At 67.2% G+C, this 18,634-nt stretch carries 12 protein-coding genes; 6 read left to right on the top strand and 6 right to left on the bottom strand.

The features are described from left to right. Positions 1-635: 635 nt before the first annotated feature. The 3 genes from KF688_18390 to KF688_18380 form a co-directional block, all read right to left on the bottom strand. The gene (locus tag KF688_18390) at positions 636-1,661 is read right to left on the bottom strand and encodes a TRAM domain-containing protein (protein MBX3427655.1); all 1,026 of its coding nucleotides are present in this window, start codon (positions 1,659-1,661) and stop codon (positions 636-638) included. Positions 1,662-1,853: 192 nt separating this feature from the next. Beyond that, a complete protein-coding gene (gene dgt / locus KF688_18385) occupies positions 1,854-2,975 on the bottom strand; it encodes a dNTP triphosphohydrolase (GenBank protein MBX3427654.1) in 1,122 nt (373 codons plus the stop codon). A 19-nt stretch (positions 2,976-2,994) separates the two neighbouring features. Beyond that, on the bottom strand, positions 2,995-3,747 hold the full coding sequence (locus tag KF688_18380; protein MBX3427653.1) for a hypothetical protein: 753 nt from the start codon (positions 3,745-3,747) through the stop codon (positions 2,995-2,997). Positions 3,748-4,039: 292 nt separating this feature from the next. On the opposite strand from KF688_18380, the gene uvrA reads away from it, so the two are divergent. Together uvrA and KF688_18370 are read left to right on the top strand one after the other, a co-directional pair. Beyond that, positions 4,040-11,374, top strand: a complete 7,335-nt coding sequence (gene uvrA, locus KF688_18375; protein ID MBX3427652.1) for an excinuclease ABC subunit UvrA — start codon at positions 4,040-4,042, stop codon at positions 11,372-11,374. A 155-nt stretch (positions 11,375-11,529) separates the two neighbouring features. After that, on the top strand, positions 11,530-12,189 hold the full coding sequence (locus KF688_18370; protein ID MBX3427651.1) for an HAD family phosphatase: 660 nt from the start codon (positions 11,530-11,532) through the stop codon (positions 12,187-12,189). A 79-nt stretch (positions 12,190-12,268) separates the two neighbouring features. On the opposite strand, the gene KF688_18365 is transcribed toward KF688_18370, so the two are convergent. Next, complete coding sequence (locus tag KF688_18365; GenBank protein MBX3427650.1) at positions 12,269-12,976, bottom strand: intradiol ring-cleavage dioxygenase; 708 nt, start codon at positions 12,974-12,976, stop codon at positions 12,269-12,271. 195 nt (positions 12,977-13,171) lie between these two features. Between KF688_18365 and KF688_18360 the strand changes: the two genes are divergently transcribed. The 4 genes from KF688_18360 (at position 13,172) to KF688_18345 (ending at position 16,628) form a co-directional block, all read left to right on the top strand. Beyond that, positions 13,172-13,753, top strand: coding sequence for a hypothetical protein (locus KF688_18360; GenBank protein ID MBX3427649.1), 582 nt, complete (start codon positions 13,172-13,174; stop codon positions 13,751-13,753). A gap of 67 nt (positions 13,754-13,820) precedes the next feature. Further along, positions 13,821-14,570 carry a type II secretion system protein gene (locus KF688_18355; GenBank protein ID MBX3427648.1) on the top strand — a complete coding sequence of 250 codons (750 nt, stop codon included), beginning with the start codon at positions 13,821-13,823 and terminating at the stop codon, positions 14,568-14,570. 90 nt (positions 14,571-14,660) lie between these two features. Then, complete coding sequence (locus KF688_18350; GenBank protein MBX3427647.1) at positions 14,661-15,485, top strand: hypothetical protein; 825 nt, start codon at positions 14,661-14,663, stop codon at positions 15,483-15,485. A gap of 93 nt (positions 15,486-15,578) precedes the next feature. Beyond that, positions 15,579-16,628, top strand: coding sequence for a hypothetical protein (locus tag KF688_18345; protein MBX3427646.1), 1,050 nt, complete (start codon positions 15,579-15,581; stop codon positions 16,626-16,628). A gap of 103 nt (positions 16,629-16,731) precedes the next feature. On the opposite strand, the gene KF688_18340 is transcribed toward KF688_18345, so the two are convergent. Continuing rightward, on the bottom strand, positions 16,732-17,205 hold the full coding sequence (locus KF688_18340) for a transposase (GenBank protein MBX3427645.1): 474 nt from the start codon (positions 17,203-17,205) through the stop codon (positions 16,732-16,734). Positions 17,206-17,433: 228 nt separating this feature from the next. Then, positions 17,434-18,510, bottom strand: coding sequence for a PEP-CTERM sorting domain-containing protein (locus tag KF688_18335; GenBank protein MBX3427644.1), 1,077 nt, complete (start codon positions 18,508-18,510; stop codon positions 17,434-17,436). Positions 18,511-18,634: the final 124 nt, after the last annotated feature.

Below are 18,634 nucleotides of genomic sequence, written 5' to 3'. Positions count from 1 at the left end.
ATCGTTTCGCCGTGATGCGTCGTTTCTCGTAGCTGATTTCTCGGCAGCGGACGACCGCCGGGCGCCATGCCCACGGAGCTCCTCCAACGCGGACGCGCCTCTCACCGGTCCGCATGCCGCCCCGAACCGGGGAGACCATCTCGGTTCCGGCGCGCTCTTCAAACCAGTTCGGCAGCCGTGGGCGTCAAAGGGCCAGGGATCGACCCCGAGAGGTGTATCAAAATCAAACACATGTTCGATTTCGATACACACAAAGCAGAACAGGCGAGCCCGGGGAGCCTCTTCAACAGCCCGGACTCGCCCGTTTGCCTGGACCCGCTCAGCCGCTTGTCGTCGACCCGACGGGAGGGGAAGAGTCGACGTAAGTGACTGAATATCAACTGATTGCGGATCCTTACATCAAGGCGCCTCTTCGCCTTACCGGCCCCGACAGATAGCCTCATCTCTGATCCGGCCCGTTCATTCGTGTTCCAAGCGAATGCGACCGTTGCCTGGGCGGCAAGAGTAATTGTGCAAGCAGCGTGCCAAGCGGCCCGTGAGAATGGCGAGGGTGGTCCGCCAAGATCTCAAGATCGATAGCCAGCTTGTTTCTGCGACCGCCCAGGATTTCGGACAGCGGAGCGGGACGACGAATCTCATTCGCCGCCGACGGCGTGCTCGAATTTGCCGAACACCATCCGGCCCGCGCTGGTTTGCAGGACGCTGGTCACAAGGGCCAGGACCTTCTCGCCGACGTGGTCGCGGCCCCCTTCGATGACGACCATCGTGCCGTCCTCAAGGTATCCGACCCCTTGGCCCGGCTCCTCGCCCGGCTTGATGATCCGCACCTCGACCGACTCGCCCGGCAGGAAGATCGGCTTGAGCGAGTTGGCCAGATCGTTCAGGTTGATGACACCCACGTTGTGGAGCTTGGCGACCTTGTTCAGGTTGTAGTCGTTCGTGACGACCTTCCCCCCCAGGTTTTTGGCCAACAGCACTAGCCGCTGGTCGACCGGTTGGCCGGCGAATTCCGGGAGATCGCGGTCGTAAACGACCAGATCGACCTTGGGATCGCTGCGGAGGCGGTTGAGGATGTCGAGCCCCCGGCGACCCCGGCCCCGCTTGAGCTTGTCGCCGCTGTCGGCGATCGCTTGCAGCTCGGCGATGACGAACTGGGGCATCACAAGCTGGTTGTCGACGATCCGGGTCTCGACCACGTCGGCGATCCGGCCGTCGATCACCACGCTCGTGTCGAGGACGTAGGGCTTGAGCCCTTTGACTTCCTTGGCGAACTCGACGTAGGGGATGATGAACCGGAAATCGTCCTTGGTCTGCAGCAGGATGCTGATGCAGGTGTAGCAAAGGACCATCCCTAGGATCAGCAGCGTCCAGGGGGTGTAGGGGCTCTTGGGGTCGAGCGCCGTGCCGAACGCCGTCTTGAGAATGTACGTGAGAAACAGCCCGATGATCAGGCCGAAATAGACGGCCGTGATCGTGTCGAGCCGCTTGTGCCGGGCCAGGACGTCGAGGACGACCACCGCGACGGCTAGCGTCACGATGGCTGCGAACACGAGCCAGGGGACGTACGCCGGCTCGCGGGGAAGGATGTCGGATTGTGCGAATTGAGCGCCGAACCCCGCCGCAATCAGCAGGAACACGGTTCGCAAGATGATGAGAGCCATGGGCAGGCGAACGGGGTCGGACGGGGGCGCCAAGGAACAAGACGGATCGACTGCCCTGTGGATCTCAATTCTACCAGCGCCACGCCGCGACACCACCGCGAGCTTCCGGGGGTCGTGATCCCATTTGCGCCCTGGGACGCGTGCCTGGGGTCGCAGCGCAGCGGAGCCCCCAGGGGGGCGCAAAGTCCGCCGTTACGGGATTCGCCGCGATTCTTCGACGGCACTGCGGTCGGTCAGTCCGGCTAGGTAGTCCGCCGCGGCCCGTTCGGGGCCTTCCGCCGCCAGCACCACGGCCAGCCGATCGGGGAGCTGGTCCGGATGCCGGGCATAGAATTCGAACACCGCCCTCAGGGCCTGGGCGGCGGTCCCGCGGCTGGCGACGACCGCGGGATGGCGATAGACGCGAGCGAACAGCAGCCGTTCGAGGGCTCCCTTCTGCTCGGCCAACTCCGCGGAGAGCCCGATCGCATCGCGGCCCCGCGAGCGCACCTCGACGACGTCGCGGAAGTCGGCCGCGGCGATTCGTCCGGCGCTGGTCGAAAGCAGGTCGCCGGCCAACAGATCGATCAGTTCGTGCACCGCTGCGCGGCGATATTGGACGTCGTCGAGCGCCGCATAACGCCGCCGGGCGCGCCGCCCTGCCTGGCGCCACAGCTCGATCTCCTCGAGCGCCGCGAGGTCCAACAGCCCCAGTTCGACCGCGTCGTCGGCGTCGTGGGCGTCGTAGGCGATGCTGTCGGCCGCGTCGACGGCCTGCGTCTCCAACAGCGGCGCGGGCGCGGTCGGATCGCTCCGCGATTTGTCGGCCCGCGTGCGCTGACCCTCGAGCACCTCCAGCGAGAGATTCAGCCCGGGGAATTCGGGGTAGCGCGTCTCCAGCAGTTCGACGACTCGCAACCCCTGGCGGTTGTGATTGAACCCGCCGCGGTCGGCGAGGCATTCGTTGAGCACGTCCTCGCCCGCGTGGCCGAACGGGGGGTGCCCCATGTCGTGGGCCAGGGCGAGCGCCTCGGCCAAGTCCTCGTTGAGCCGCAGCGTGCGGGCAACGGTGCGGGCAATCGAGGCGACCTCGAGCGTATGGGTCAGCCGCGACCGGTGGTAGTCCCCCATCTCGCCGGTGAAGACCTGCGTCGTATGGGCCAGGCGGCGAAAGGCGCTCGAGTGGACGATCCGGTCGCGGTCGCGCTGGTACGGGCTGCGGTAACCGTGGCTCGGCTCGGGGTGGACCCGCCCCGCGGAGTTCGCGGCATGCATCGCAAACGGCGCGAGCAGCGCGGTTTCGCGGGCGATCCAGGGGGGAATCGGGTCATTCACGGCAGGGGGCCTCGACCGCTCACTCGGCGATCGGCTGCAAGCGTTTGTCGAGCGCCGGGGGGCGGGAATCGGCGTAGGCCTTGGCAAGCACTGGGGAGAGGACCTCGACCCAGGCCGCGTAGCCTACATCGTTCAGGTGGAGCCCGTCTTCGCGGAAGATCTCGGGGCGGGGCCGGCCGTCGTCGCCCAGCATCGCCGGCCAGACGTCGACGAATTCGAGCGTCTCGTCCCGTCGGCAGTCGGCGGCGATCCGCTGGTTCGCGGCGCTCATCTTGTCGGCCAGCTTCCAGCGGGCGACGCTCGGCTTGGCGCTGATGACGATGATCGGCGTCGCGGGGAGCTCCGCGCGGACCGTGGCGACGAACTCTTGAAAGTCGCGATGGATTTGTTCGACCGACAATCCGCCCGCGGCGTCGTTGTCGCCGGAGTAGAAGACGATCACGCTCGGCTTGTGCTTGAGGACCAGTCGCTCGGCGAAGTGGGTCGCATCGCAAATCTGCGAGCCGCCGAAGCCGTGATTCACGACCGGCAGATCGGGGAATCCCTTGGCGACGTCCCACAGGCGCACGCTGCTGGAGCCGGTGAAGATGATCGCTCGCTCGGGAACAGGGGTCTTGGCGTGGCGGTTCTCGATCGCGGCGATCTCCTTCTCCCAAGTCTTCGCGCGCTTGGCGCCATCGCTGGGAGTCAGGCCCTCGCGAGCGAAACTGCCGGGGGCGGACGCGAGGGCCGCAGCGGTCAGGACAAGAACAAGCAAAGTGCGTCGCAGCATGGGTGTCGCTCGCGGGGTGCAGAACGGACGCGGAGAGGGGGCGTGCGGAAATCGCAGCTTTATTCTCGGGAATCGGGGCGATTCGCCAAGGGTCGTCGGGGGGACTCGAGGGCTCCGGGAGCTTACGCTGCCCGGCTCGGGGGTTTGGGAGCTTGATCTTCGGCGTTGGCTTGCGGTGCGGGGGGCGTACAATGTCGGGTTCGCTTCAGCGCCGTGGCGCCGCTCTGCCCGCCTTGACCGACCCGCCTTGCGTCTCGAACTCCCCGCGGCCCGCTTTGCGGCCTCCTGCGATATGCCCGCCTCCGACATCATCATCAAAGGCGCCCGCGAGCACAACTTGCGCAGCGTCGACGTCCGCTTGCCGCGCAACAAGCTCATTTGCCTGACCGGCGTGTCGGGGAGCGGCAAGAGCTCGCTGGCGTTCGACACGCTGTACGCCGAGGGACAGCGGCGGTACGTCGAAAGCCTCTCGACGTTCGCCCGGCAGTTCCTGGGGCAGATGCCCAAGCCCGACGTCGATCACATCAGCGGGTTGTCGCCGTCGATCTCGATCTCGCAGAAGTCGTCGGGCACGAATCCCCGCTCGACCGTCGGGACGATCACCGAGATCTACGACTTCCTGCGCGTGCTGTACGCACGGGTCGGGTTGGGGCACTGTCCGCAGTGCGGGCTGCCGATCACCGCGCAGTCGCGCGAGGCGATCCTCGCGCGGATCATGCAACTGCCGACCAAGACGAAGTTCTCGGTGCTCGCGCCGGTCGCGCGGCGGCAGAAGGGTGAGTTCCGCGACCTGCTGGAAGATCTCCGCAAGCAGGGCTTCGTCCGCGCGCGGGTCGACGGCAAGGTGGCGCTGCTGACCGACGATTTGGCGCTCGATCGGCAGATGCGGCACGACATCGAAGTGGTCGTCGATCGGCTCGTCGCCGGGCCGAACGTGCGCTCGCGCCTGGCCGAGGCGGTCGAATTGGCGCTCAAGCTGGGCGAGGGCAATCTCGTCATCGCGAGCGAATCCGGCGCAGGGTCGTCGGACGACTCCCCGCGAGCGGCTGAGGTCGCAGCCAAGCGCAACCCCCGGCGGCGGGAAAAAGACGTCGACGATGCGGCCGACGAAACGCCTGGGGACGCTGCCGACGGCGACCCCGGCGTGCCGACGACTGCCGCCGTCACGAGCGACCTGTTCCTCAGCGCCGACTACGCCTGCACGCCGTGCGGGCTCAGCTTCCAGGCGCCGACGCCGCAACTGTTCAGCTTCAACAGCCCGCAGGGGATGTGTCCCGCGTGCGACGGGCTGGGGGACATGTTCAGCTTCGACCCGCAACGGCTGGCCAGCGCCCCCGAGAAGTCCTTCGCCCAGGGCGCCATCGAACTGGTCGGCCCGTGGAAGGACCTCGGCCGGTGGAAACGGCATATCTACGCCGGCGTCGCCGAGACGATGGAACGGAAGCTGGAGCTCGCGCCGGGCCATTTGCTCGAAACCCCGTGGCAAGAGCTGACAGAAGACCATCGCCGATTGTGGCTGTGGGGGACGGGCAAGGAGCACATCACCTTCACCTGGCGCGGCGGAAAGAGCGCCCAGAAGTACGGCGGGACCTTTGACGGAATCATTCCCGAACTGCTCGAGAAGTATCGCAACGCGAAGGCGAAGTCGCTGATCGCCAAGCTCGAACAGTTCATGAACGTCATCCGCTGTCCCGACTGCCAGGGGCGGCGGCTCAACCCGCAGGCATGCGCGGTGACGCTCGCGACCGCGAGCCCCCGATTTGAGGACAAACCGACTCGTTCGCTGCCGGAGGTGTGCGCGTTGCCGGTGAGCGATGCGGCCGAATTCTTCAGCGCGCTTGTGCTCGACGCGACGCAGACGACGATCGCGACGGAACTGCTCAAGGAGGTCCGCGGCCGGCTGGGATTCCTGACGAACGTGGGGCTCGAATACCTGTCGCTCGAGCGGACGGCGCCGACGTTGTCGGGAGGCGAGTCGCAGCGGATTCGCCTCGCCGGGGCGATCGGCTGCGGACTGGTCGGAGTGACCTACATCCTCGACGAGCCGTCGATCGGCCTCCATCCCCGCGACAACGACCGCTTGCTGGGAACGCTCGAGCAGCTGCGCGACCTGGGCAACACGGTCGTCGTCGTCGAGCACGACGAAGACACGATGCGGGCCGCGGACCACGTCATCGACTTCGGCCCCGGCCCCGGCGTGCGCGGCGGCTACGTCGTCGCCGAGGGGACCGCCGCCGAGATCGCCAAGAAGCGCGACAGCGTGACGGGGGCGTTCTTGAGCGGCAAGCGCGGGATCGCCGTGCCGGCGAAGCGAAGAATGGTCTCGTCGAGCCATGCCGGAACGGACCTCACGGGAGACGTCGGGAGGGAAAAGGGCGACGCCGCAGCTCCGCCGCCCGTCCTCCCCCCTGCTGCTCCCGCGATCCTGCGCATCGTCGGGGCCCGGCACAACAATCTGAAGAACGTCACGGTCGACGTCCCGCTGGGGGCGTTCGTGTGCGTCACCGGCGCCTCGGGGAGCGGAAAAAGCTCGCTGGTCAACGACATCGTCGTCGAGGCCCTGCGCCGCGATCTCAACGGCGGGAAAGGGGAGCCGGGCGACCACGACCGGATCGAGGGACTCGAGCATCTCGACAAAATGATCGCGATCGATCAGTCCCCCATCGGCCGCACGCCGCGCTCGAACCCCGCGACGTACATCAAGGTGTTCGACGAAATCCGCAAGCTGTACACGCAGCTCCCCGAATCGAAGCGGCGCGGGTACAAGGCGGGACGGTTCAGCTTCAACGTCGCGGGGGGGCGGTGCGAGGCGTGCCAGGGAAACGGCTCGAACAAGCTGGAGATGGACTTTCTGGCCGACGTGTGGCTTACGTGCCCCGTGTGCCAGGGGCGCCGGTTCGAGCACGAGACGCTGCAGGTCGAGTACAAAGGCGCCTCGATCGCCGACGTGTTGGAGATGGACGTTCAACAGGCGCTCGAGCACTTCGAGAACATCCCCGCGATCCACGATCGACTGGCGACGCTCCACGCCGTGGGGCTCGACTACATGAAGCTGGGCCAGCCGTCGCCGACGCTCTCCGGGGGCGAGGCGCAGCGGATCAAGCTGGCTCGCGAACTGGTGAAGAAGTCGACCGGGCGAACGCTCTATCTGCTCGACGAACCGACCACCGGGCTCCACTTCGCCGACATCGAGCTGCTGCTCAAGGTGCTGCACGACTTCGTCGATGCGGGAAACACGGTGCTGGTGGTCGAACACAACCTGGACGTGATCAAGACGGCCGACTGGATCATCGACGTCGGCCCCGACGGCGGAGCGGGGGGAGGCCGGGTCGTGGCGGCGGGAACTCCCGAGCAAATCGTCGCCGCCTGCGCGTCGCCGCCCGCGGACTGCGTTTCGCCTACGGCTCTCGCCCTGGCTCCCTACCTCGGCGTCGCTCTACCCGAGGCCGCGGCGGCGCGCAAGGCGAAGCGGCCCGCAGCGAAACAGGCGACGCATATCACGGTCGAGGGCGCCCGGCAGCACAACCTGCGCGACGTCTCGGTCAAGATCCCTCGCGACGCGATGACCGTGCTGTGCGGCCCGAGCGGCAGCGGCAAGACCTCGCTCGCCATGGACACGATCTACGCCGAAGGGCAGCGGCGGTACGTCGAGAGCCTGTCCAGCTACGCCCGGCAGTTCGTCGGGCAGATGCAGAAGCCCGCGGTCGAGCGCGTCGAGGGATTGTCGCCGGCGATCGCCATCGAGCAGCGCTCTGCGGGACACACGCCGCGGTCGACCGTCGGAACGGTCACCGAGATCTACGACTACTTCCGCATCCTGCTGTCCCGGCTGGGTCAAATGCACTGCCCCGAGTGCGACCTGCCGGTCGGCACGCAATCGCCGCAGGAGATCGTCGACGCGGTGCTCAAGGAGCCCGAGGGGACGCGGGCGTACGTCATGGCGCCGGTCGAGCTGGCCCAAGGGGAGAAGTACGCGCACCTGTGGGAAAAACTGCGCGGCGACGGGTTTCAGCGGGTGCGGATCGACGGCACGACCTATCCCCTCGACAAGGCGCCCGAGGTCGATCGCCGCAGCAAGCACGAGGTCGACGTCGTGGTCGATCGGGCGACGATCAAGAAGGAGAGTCGCTCGCGGTTGGCCGACAGCATCGAGAGTGCGCTCGCCCTGGGTCGGGGAGTGATGCGGCTGGCGATCGTCGACGACAACGTCCCCGAGGATCGCTGGGGCATTCACACGTACAGCCAGCATCGGGTGTGCAACGGCTGCGGGCGCAGTTTCGAGCCGCTCTCGCCGCATCACTTTTCGTTCAACAGCGCCCTGGGGTGGTGCCCGGCGTGCGAGGGGTTGGGGAGCGAGGTCGGCGCCGACCCGACCGCGCTGTTCCGCAGCCTCAACTTCACCCTGGCTGAAGGAGCGGTGCTGGTGTGGCCGAAGATCGACGAGCCGCTGTTCGCGGCAATGCTCGCCGGCCTGTCGGAACGCACCGGGCTGCCGCTCGACGTGCCGTTCAGCCAACTCTCGCCCAAGCATCGTCGCACGGTGCTGTACGGGACGGGAGAGGAGTGGATTGAGGCGGAGCTAGGCGCGGGTTTCGAGGCGCGGAGCGCGGGGAAGAGCAATCTTGCCAAGGCGCGCAGCGGGCGCCCCGCAACTCGCGCCTCGTTTCGCTTTCAATACAAAGGGCTTTACCCCGCGCTGGAGGAGGCGTCGCGATTGTCGCCGCGGTTGCGGGGGCGGCTCGAGCACTTGGTCGGCGAGATCGAATGCAGCCAGTGCGGCGGGACGCGGCTGCGCGACGACGCCGCGGCGGCGAAATTTCAGGGCCGGTCGATCGACCAGTATTGCCGACTGCCGCTGGGCGAGTTGCTGCCGACCGTCGAGACGTGGAAGCTCCCCGCGGCGCAGAAGAAGATCGCCGGCGAACTGGTGCGCGAGATCCGCAACCGGCTCACGTTTCTGGTCGACGTGGGACTGGAGTATCTGACGCTGGGGCGCGGGGCGCCGACCCTGTCGGGGGGCGAGTCGCAACGCATCCGGCTCGCCAGCCAAGTCGGCAGCGGGCTGTGCGGCGTGTTGTACGTGCTCGACGAACCGACGATCGGCCTCCACCCGCGCGACAACACGCGGCTGCTCGGGGCGCTTCACAAGTTGCGCGACCTGGGCAACACGCTGCTGGTGGTCGAGCATGATCGCGAGGTGATCGCCGGCGCCGACTGCCTGCTCGACTTCGGCCCCGCCGCGGGCCGACTGGGGGGCGAGATCGTCGCCGAGGGAGCCCCCGCCGAACTCCCCAAACGCCGCCGCAGCGTCACCGGACCGTATCTCAGCGGGAAGAAGGCGATCGGCGTGCCGAAGAGCAGACGCGTGGCGTTCGATGCGGGATGCGAGAATGTCGAGGGACTGAAGCGGGGCAAAGTCACACGCAACGCAAACTCCCCCGCATCGGCAATCAATCAACCAACGTCTTCTACTCCTGCGCTGCGCGTCGTCGGCGCCCGCCACCATAATCTCAAGAACGTCACCGTCGATTTCCCCCTCGGGACGCTCACGGCCGTGACCGGGGTGTCGGGGTCGGGGAAGAGCTCGCTCGTGGAGGACGTGCTGTACGCGAGCCTCGCCCGGACGCTTCACCGGGCGAACGCCAACCCGGGCGCTCACGACCGAATTGCCGGAATCGAGCAGATCGACAAGGTGATCCGCGTCGACCAGCGACCGCTGGGAAACACCCCCTCGTCGAACCCGGCGACGTACACCGGCGTGTTCGACCTCGTTCGGCAACTGTTCGCGCAGCTGCCCGAGTCGAAGTTGCGCGGGTACTCGGCCCGGCGGTTCAGCTTCAACGTGCCGGGAGGGCGGTGCGAATCGTGCGAGGGGGCCGGACAGTTGTGCATCGAGATGCACTTTCTGCCCGACGTTTGGGTCGACTGCGACGAATGCGGCGGCCATCGCTACAACCCCGAGACGCTGGGCGTGAAGTACCGCGGGCGGTCGATCGCCGAGGTGCTCGAGATGTCGTGCGGCGAGGCGGCTCTGCTGTTCGCCAACATCCCGAAGATTCGCCGCATCCTGCAGACGCTGTGCGACGTGGGGCTCGATTACGTCGCGTTGGGGCAAAGCGCCGCGACCCTCTCGGGGGGCGAAGCGCAGCGCGTCAAACTGGCCGCCGAACTGGCCCGCCCCGATACCGGCCGAACCCTGTATCTGCTCGACGAACCGACCACGGGGCTCCACTTCGACGACGTCGCCAAGCTGCTGGAGGTGCTCCACCGGTTGGTCGATCTGGGGAACACGGTGGTGGTGATCGAGCACAATCTCGACGTCGTCAAGCAGTGCGACTGGATCATCGACGTCGGGCCCGAAGCGGGCGACGGAGGCGGGACGATCGTGGCGTGCGGAACGCCGGAGATGATTGTCCGGCAAGGAGGGAAGGCGGCAGACGACAAGCGAAAGGGGTCGACGCCATCGAGCCGAACGACCGCCGCCAATTCCCTCATCCCCCTTCCGCCCCCCTCCTTGGTTTCTCATACCGCGCTGGCGCTCGCCCCCGTGCTGGCCGCGGGGCCGCAGGTCGAGCGGAAGCGTTACGATCCCGCGGCGGCGGAGAAGCGGCGTGCCGGCGACCTCGACATCGAGGACCTGGGGCGCGACATTCGCATGCCGTGGGAGATCGACGGCCGGGGCTGGCACACCCGCGACCGCGTAAGCCGCAGCGGCGCGCCCTGCCGGTGGGACGGGCGGATCCTCGACGCGATCGAACGGCGGATCCACGAACTGGGCGAGTTCAGCCCCACCGACTGGAGCAGCAGTCGCACCGTCGTCGAGATTGCCGCCGCGAAGAAATCGGACGGCTGGTTCTTTCACGCCATCACCGGCGAACCATGGCTGCTGAAGCTCAAGTTCCGCACGGGCCGCAGCACGTTTCGCCGCGAGCAACTGCTCGCCGACCTGAACCTGGCGCCCCTCAACCAAGTCGACCACATCGAACAATACGGCAACGACCCGCGGGTGAAGTGCAAGAACCTCCGCGGGCCGTTCCAGGAGGTGCAGATCAACGCCCACAGTTGGGAGGAGATCGACGTCCCCGCGTTTTGGAGCTTCCTGGAAAAAGCAGTCGCCGGGTTCGGTCACTTCGCCGCCCAGGCGGCGGAGAACCCCGAGGACCTGATGCCGTGGAAGAAACTGGGCCGCAAGTGGCACCTGGCGCGCAAGGGCTTTCCGCCCGGGAAGAAGGTCGAGTGGTCGGTCGAAGTGCTTGAAGAGTTGTTGGAGCTGCTCCACGAAACGGCCGGCGACGGCGCGCAGGCCGACGCGGGCGCCGACGGCGCCGGCGGGCAGTTCTTGTGGAACAACCAGCAAGTGGTCCACGTGATGGTCCGCGGCCGCAGCGAGCCGTGGGCGACGGTCCACACCAAGCGGCTCGCGGGGGTGGATCTGGTGCTGTCCGGCCCCGGCGGCGCGTTCGCCACGGGGCGGATCGCCGAGTTGGCCGCGCGGCGAGCGATCGTCGCCGCCGACGGCGGCGACCAAGTCAAGCTGCGATTCGCCAACTCCGAAGACCTGCACCGCGGCGACCTCGCGGGGTTCCTCGCCGAACACTTGGCCGCCAGTCGGGCGGCGCCCGTGTGAGGCGCGACTCGCGACATCTCCTCGTTCCGGGTCCCCTCCCCGCGCAGGGGGCGGACTGGAACGGAGCGACGCGATACGATTGTCTCCCGACGCCAAGTCCGCGTCGTACGAATGCCTATTGATCCGTCCGCCGCCTTCGCTCTTCGTGATTCGCCATGTCTCAGCTTGCCGTGTTGTTCGACGTCGACGGGGTGCTCGCCGATTCGTATCGCCCCCACTTTCTGTCGTGGCAACGGATGTTCGCCGAGATCGACGCCGAGTTCACCGAGGCGGACTTTCGCGCAACATTCGGGCGCACCAATCCCGACATCTTTCGGCAACTCTATCCGGGGCAACTCTCCCCCGAGCGGATGAAGGAGCTCGGCGATCGGAAAGAAATTCTCTACCGCGAGATCGTTCGCACGGAGTTCACGCCCATGCCGGGCGCCGCGGAGTTGATCGACGCCCTGGCGGCCGCGGGGTTCATGCTGGGGGTCGGGTCGTCGGGTCCGCCGGAGAACGTGCACCTGTCGTTGGAAAAGCTGGCGCGGGCCGACAAATTCGGCGCCGTGATCACCGGGGCCGACGTGACTCGCGGCAAGCCCGAGCCGGAGGTGTTTCTCAAGGGGGCCGCGAAATTGGGCGTGCCGCCGGCTCAGTGCGCCGTGGTCGAGGACGCGCCGCAGGGGATCGAGGCGGCCAACCGCGCGGGAATGACGAGCATCGCAATCACCGGCACGGCGACCCGCGCCGCGCTCGCCCATGCGCGGCTGGTGGTCGACTCGCACGCCGAGCTGACGCCGGAACGGATCGCGGAACTCATCACAGGGCGCTGAGCGCTCGAGGTCCGGAAACCGGCGCGCCCAGACGCAAGATTCGAAGCCGGCGGACTCCTCGACGAGCCAACGAGAGCCCCTACGACTCCCGCGGCGGGTCGGCAGGGGTGAGGCCGAGGACGATGTTGAACTCGCCGCCGAGTTCGCCAATCGACGAATCAGGGAGCGGCGTCAGGTCGACCTCGGCCGCGGCGCGCTGCTTCTCGTCGCGGATGCTGCGGAACACCCCGTCGCGTTCGTTTTGCGGGTGGCCCTTGAGATACATCTGCGTCGTGAGGACCCGCCGCTCGCCGCGGCTGATCGCGAAGTGGATGTGGGGCGTGCGCCCCGGATACGGCACGGGCTTGACGGTGCGGAAGCAGTACTCCCCCTTCGAGCCGGTCAGGAATCGGCCGTAACCCTGGAAGTTGGCGTCACGTCGTTCTCCCCCGCTGCGGGTGTGGAGATAGGCGCCGTGGCCGTCGACCTGCCAGATCTCGACCAGCGCGTTGCGGATCGGATTGCCGGCGGCGTCGGTCACCTTGCCGGCGACATGCACGATCTGGCCGACGCCGGGGGTGATCGCATCGTTGATGATCAACAGGTCGTTGTCGGTGTCGAGGGGGAGTCGATCGGGATAGAACGGCCCCTCGGTCTGGGCGGGAGTGAGGGTCAGCAACTCGGCGAAGGCCCCCGGCGCCAGCAGACCGGCGACGCCCAGGGCGCCGCAGCCGTGCAAAAACTCCCGCCGGCCCGCGATTCGGGCCTGACGTTGGATCAGCCGTGGAAGCGCAAACAGGCTGGACATGGCATCGACCTCGCGGAACGCGGTGAGCGGAGAAGCGTAAAAGGAATCGAGCAGCGGTCCTCGCCAGCCATTCAACCGCGCGGCTGAATGAAGGTTTCGCAAAACCCGGCGGCGAGCAGTGCGGCGGTTCTTGACCCGGGGCGCAATCCGCGGGGAGAATCAATAGCCCCGTATCTCTTGCCCCGACGCAGTTCCATGGGCGACACCCACCGACGCACGACGACGTTGACGCTGGCGGCGTTGTATCTGCTGCTCGGCGTCGGCGGCGCGACCGTCGAGGAGTGGGCGGGGCTTGCCGGTCATGCGATTCTACCCATTGCCGGCATTGCGGGCGACGGCGTCGCCGATCCGGCGACGAGCGACTCGTCGAACTCGCCCAAGGCGAATCGGCGCAACGGGACGAGCTACTTCCACGTCCACGGCCCCGATTTTCACGGGCACTGGCACCATGCGCCAGCCTGCGCCGCGGCGGGCGACGAATTGGGGGACGACGACGAGGAGATCGCCGCGACGCCGGCCGCAAGTTCGTCGGCGCCTTCGCCCCGTAGGGCGCCGCGGCTGACGGCCCCGACGTTCGTCCATGCGGACCATGCATGCCCGGCGATCTCGCTGTGCCGGCTGTTACAACAAAGCCATCCGACCCGCGCGGGCCTCTGGGATTGGCGTCCCGGGTCCGCTCCGTGGCGTCCGACGCCGGTCGCGTCGTCGAGCGGACTGAGCATGCACGTCGGCGGTTGTCGGGGCCCTCCTTCTGCACCGAGCGCATCTTGCTCTTAAGCGCCCGTCGGCGACGATTCGCCAGGCCGGCGCACGCGTCACGCGTCTCGTACGGGCCCGTCTCTCCATGCGCCATGGTCGCGGCTTTACGTTGATCGAGCTGCTGGTGGTCGTCGCGATCATCGGCGTCTTGGTCGCGCTGTTGCTGCCGGCCGTGCAAGCGGCCCGCGGCGCCGCGCGGCGGACCGAGTGCGGCAGCAACCTGCGGCAGATCGGGCTGGGGATTCACCAGTACGTCGACGTCCATCGCGGCCGCTTTCCGCTGATCGCGTATCACAACGCGCAAGCAGCCGGGGAAGAGCAATCGTGGATCATGACGCTCGAGCCCTACACGGAAGCGGTCGACGCGATCCGACTTTGCCCGGAGGACCTCGATCGGATCGAGGGGGTCTACGACGCCGCCACGAGCTACGCGATGAACGGTTACCTGCGCGAGCCGCAGCCGATCGACCCGGGGCTGCCTCCCGGCGTCGTCGCCGCGCTGGAAGCGCAGAACGACGGCATGGCGGGCAGCTTCCATAATCTGAGCAAGACGCACGACACGATCATGGTGTTCGAAGGGATCGCGGCCCGACTGCGGATCGACTACGACCACGTTCACAGCTACTTGTGGTTCAGCGAGCAGAATCTCGCGAATCGCGGGGCGCCGACCTACAAGGTGTGGACCGAAGTTCAGAAGGAAGTCGCCGTCGGCCGACATCTCGGCAAGATCGCCAACTATCTCTATGCCGACGGTCATGTCGGCGCCATCACGGCCGACGAGGTGCAATCGTGGTGCCTCGACGGATGGAATTTCGCCAAGCCGGCGACGATGTGACGAAGCTCGCGTCGGCGGCGTGAAGCATCCGCCGTCGACCGGCAGATCATCCTGACTCAACTCCTTGAAACGCTCATGAGGAACGCCTCCATGACGACTCGATCTTCACATCTCTGCTTTTCAATCGTTCTGCGAACCGCCGCGCTGGCGTCGCTGCTCGTCGCGGCGACGGTTGGCGACGCCTGGGGCCACGGGGCGGGGGGGGACGTCGCCGTCTTCACCACGGGGGGGCAGGTCGACGTCGGCTTCGCCGTGCTCGACGACAACGACGAGTTCCGCGAGTTCTTCGACCCTGCCGACAGCGTGTTCCAGACGATTCTCGTCCCGCAGGTCCTGGGGGGATTGGCCGTCGGCTCGACCGAGCCGGGCTACGACGCCTTTCCGGGCGATCTGCCGCCGGGCGCCCAGTTGACCTACAACGTGCTGGGGCTTGAGTACTGGGACGGCGTCGGGACGCCGAGCTTCGCTCCGCCCGTGTGGGCCGAGGCGTCGTTCTTCGCCGGGCCGGTGTCGATCAGCGCGAACGGTTCCTTCCACCACCATCCGCTGTTCGGCATTCGCGATCTCACGCCCGACGGCTTGCCGCTCCCCGATGGCGTGTACGCCGCCAAGCTGAGCCTGTCGGTCACGGGGCTCTTGGACTCGGATCCGTTCTACATGCTCGCCCTGGTGATCGATGCGCTCGGCGCCGACCCGGACCCCGCGGACGCGGCCGAACAGCTTGGCGAGGCGATCATGGCGTACCAGGAAGACCCGCTGGGCAACCCCGAGCCGACCTACGGCGGCGTCAGCTACGCCTACCTTGCGGCGGCCGTTGCTCATTACGAATCGTTCGCCAACGTGCCGGAGCCGACCGGCGCCTTGTTGTGCGCGGCAAGCGTCCTAGGGTTGCTGTGCGTCCGTCGGCGGCGCTAGGCCTCGCGACGAGCGCGAAATCGATGCTGCGCGAGTCGACGCTCGCCCCTCGGCGCGTGTGCGCCGACTCGGCCCTCTCGCAACGAAGCAAATATGATGACCGGTCGACACCAACCGCATTTTTCGATCGCTCTGGCGATCGCCGTCGCCAACTGCTTGCTCGCCAGCCTGGCCGCGGGACACGGCGGCGGCATGCTCGTGCAAACGCTCGACGGCAAGCTTGTGATGGGATACGACGACGACCTCAACAACCAAGAGATCATGGGGGTTCGCGCGTTTTCCGGACAGTTCCCCAGCTTCTTCGCCTGGAACGACCCCGGGTTTCTGTCGTTGTCCAACCCGCCGGCCGGGTACGGCGCGTTGCCGACCGGGCAGGAGGTCTTCTGGGACTTCTTGCCGATGACCGTGGGGGGCGTCACGTCGAACCTGCTGTACTGGGACGGCGCCGGCGGGACGCTCGAAGACGTTGCGTTCGCCACGTCGAGTCAAGCCGGATTGAAGATGACGCTGTACGGCCGCAACAACCAAGCCGCATCGGCCGACGGCACGCCGCAGATGATCCCCGGCAAAGTGCTGGAGCGCACGCTCACGAGCGGCTCGCTGCGGCTGCACGCCCACCAGTTCTTCTCGCTGGAGATCGACGGCGGGGAGACGCCGGCCGAGGGGTTTTACCTCGTCGCGCTCCAATTGCGGATGAACGACCTCCGTGCAACCGAGCCGTTCTACGTCGCCTGGGGGACGCTGGGGGCGTCGCTCGCCGTACTCGACGGCACGGTCGTCCCCTGGATCGACGCGCGCGTCGACGAGCTGGTTCGTCCCGGCGACTTCACCTTCGACGGCCGCGTCGACGGCGGCGACTTCCTCGTCTGGCAACGACAATACGGGATGAGCGGACCGTTTCCGCTCGACGGCGCCAAGCCGGACGGCGACGGCGACGGAACGGTCGGAACCGAGGACCTCGTCGTGTGGACCGAGGGATTCGGAGCCGGGGCCCAGCCGGCAGCCGCCCCGCCTCTGGCCGCCGTGCCGGAACCGCCGGCCATGGAGTTGGTCGCCGTTGCGTTGGTCCTGTCGGCCCCGATGCTGCTCTCTCGCCTATTCTCAGCCCCGGGCTCCGCCCGGGGGTCGAAGACGGCACAATAGCTATGCCCGCACACCGCGTTCCAATCTTTTCCGGCTCCGCCCGGGAGTCCATGAAGGCGGGGCGACGCGGTATTCAACCCCCGGGCGGAGCCCGGGGCTGAGGTCAGTTGGCGAATCGGGGCTTTCCGGCAATCATTTTCACGCCGGCATGACTCGCCAGATACTCGCGCGCCGTCTGCAACTCGGCGAGCGTCTCCAAACGTCGTCCGCAGTAACCGTTCGTCCAAACGCGGCCGACCTGCAAGGCTTGCCGCGTGCGCGTCTTCAAGCGTCCGACCATTGCGGCCATTGCGTCGTCGTGCCCCACGATCCAATGCACATGGGTCGTTTCGACGACGATGTCGCTCAAACGGTAAGCGAATTCGTCGGCGGCCGCGCAGAGCGATTCAAAGACGCGGTGTCGTTGAAGTTCGCTGAGCAGCATCGGTTCGCGACGAAGCTGCCGGCTCGCATACGCCGCAAGCCGCGGCGCGGGGGGCAGGATGCGGCCCCCTTCGACATATCCCCGGGCATCGCCGGGCAACCACGTGCCGTACGTGGTGGTCGTGATCAGCGTCGCCCGCACGAACGATTCCATACGGCCGAGTGTCGACGAGCCGACCAGCGACCGCAAGAACATTCTGCTCAGCCCCGGGCGGAGCCCGGGGGTCCGCCCAGAGGTCGAACGACGCGGCGCCCCGACTAAACTTTGTCCGATAACCTAAAAATGAGCAGCCGGCGCTTGCCCCCGACGAACCCCGTTTCAAGCGTGTTCGGCAGTTCGCCGCCTGGCTAGCGCCGTCCGCTCATCCTTTTGGGACAAAGCTTAGACAGACCCCCGGGCGGAGCCCGGGGCTGAGCTCTTGCGGCGAACGAGCAATCCCGTCGCGGCGAGCAGCGCAAGAATCGTCGTCCCCGGTTCCGGCACGCCGGCGGCGGCGCGCCACAGCGCGAGGTCGATGTGGTCGACCGTCCGGTCGCGATTGACGTCGCCGAAGCGCATGCTGTCGACCTGCAGGCCCATGGCGCCCATGTTGGCCAGGATGACGTCCCGATCGAGATGATCAATCACGCCATCGCCGTTGACGTCCTCGAACTCGTTGACGAGGTAGCCCAGATCTCGCATCGACTGGACGGTGGTCCGGCTGACGAACGGTTCGATGTGGTCGGGATCGATGGCGCCGGTCATCAGTTCGAAAGCCCGGTCGCGGCCCCAGGGGTCGACCACGCCGGTCAGCGGCGAGAGGACCCACGGGCCGCCCGGTCCGTTGGGATCGCCGGCCTCGCCGCTGGAGCGCATCATCTGGTCCCAATGGGAGTGAGGGGTGCCGGGCCCGCCGGCGTTTTCCACCGGGACGAAGGTCGCCAGCGGATCGAACTCGGCCTGGTACGCGGCGACGCCGTATTGACCCGTGTATTGAAAGTTGCCCGAGTAGACCCCGTTGGCGGTCCACAGCGTGCCGATTCCCAGCGCGTGGCCGACCTCGTGGGCAATTAGCTCGTCGAGAAAGTTCAGCCCGTTGGCTCCGGGGCCCTGCCAGTTCGAGAAGTTGACGATCTCGTTGACGTTGATGTTGACGAATCCGCTCGTGGTGAGCGTGAATCCGCCTTGGCTCGTCGTGCTGCTGAACGTCGCCGACGCGAGCCCGCTGGTGGTCGGGATCACCGTGATCGGGACGACCGGAATGGTGATCCCCGGCTGGTAACCGCGGAGGACCGTCTCCCACATCGCCTCGGCCCGGTCGACCGCTTCCTGGACGAGGGCCCGTTGGGTCGGCGTGAAGCCGAGCGCATTGTCCACGAGCGTGAACTGCAGATTGAACGCCATGCCGCGCGTCGGCGCGACCAGCAGCAGGGCGAGGACCAGGAATCGGCGAATTGGCATACGTGTCTTGGGCGTCATGGCGGCGAATTTCGGGGTGACGGAGACGAAGTTCATTGTGTTTGGCGGCTGCGGGGGAAACGACTGTCCGGCAGACGACGGGGGGCGCCAGCGGGACTCGCGGAGGACGATTCTGCCGGTTGCA

It is taken from the genome of Pirellulales bacterium (assembly GCA_019636345.1).
Classification (GTDB): Bacteria; Planctomycetota; Planctomycetia; order Pirellulales; family Lacipirellulaceae.
Note: the sequence above shows the minus strand (reverse complement) of the source record. Positions and strands in the feature narration are given on the sequence as shown.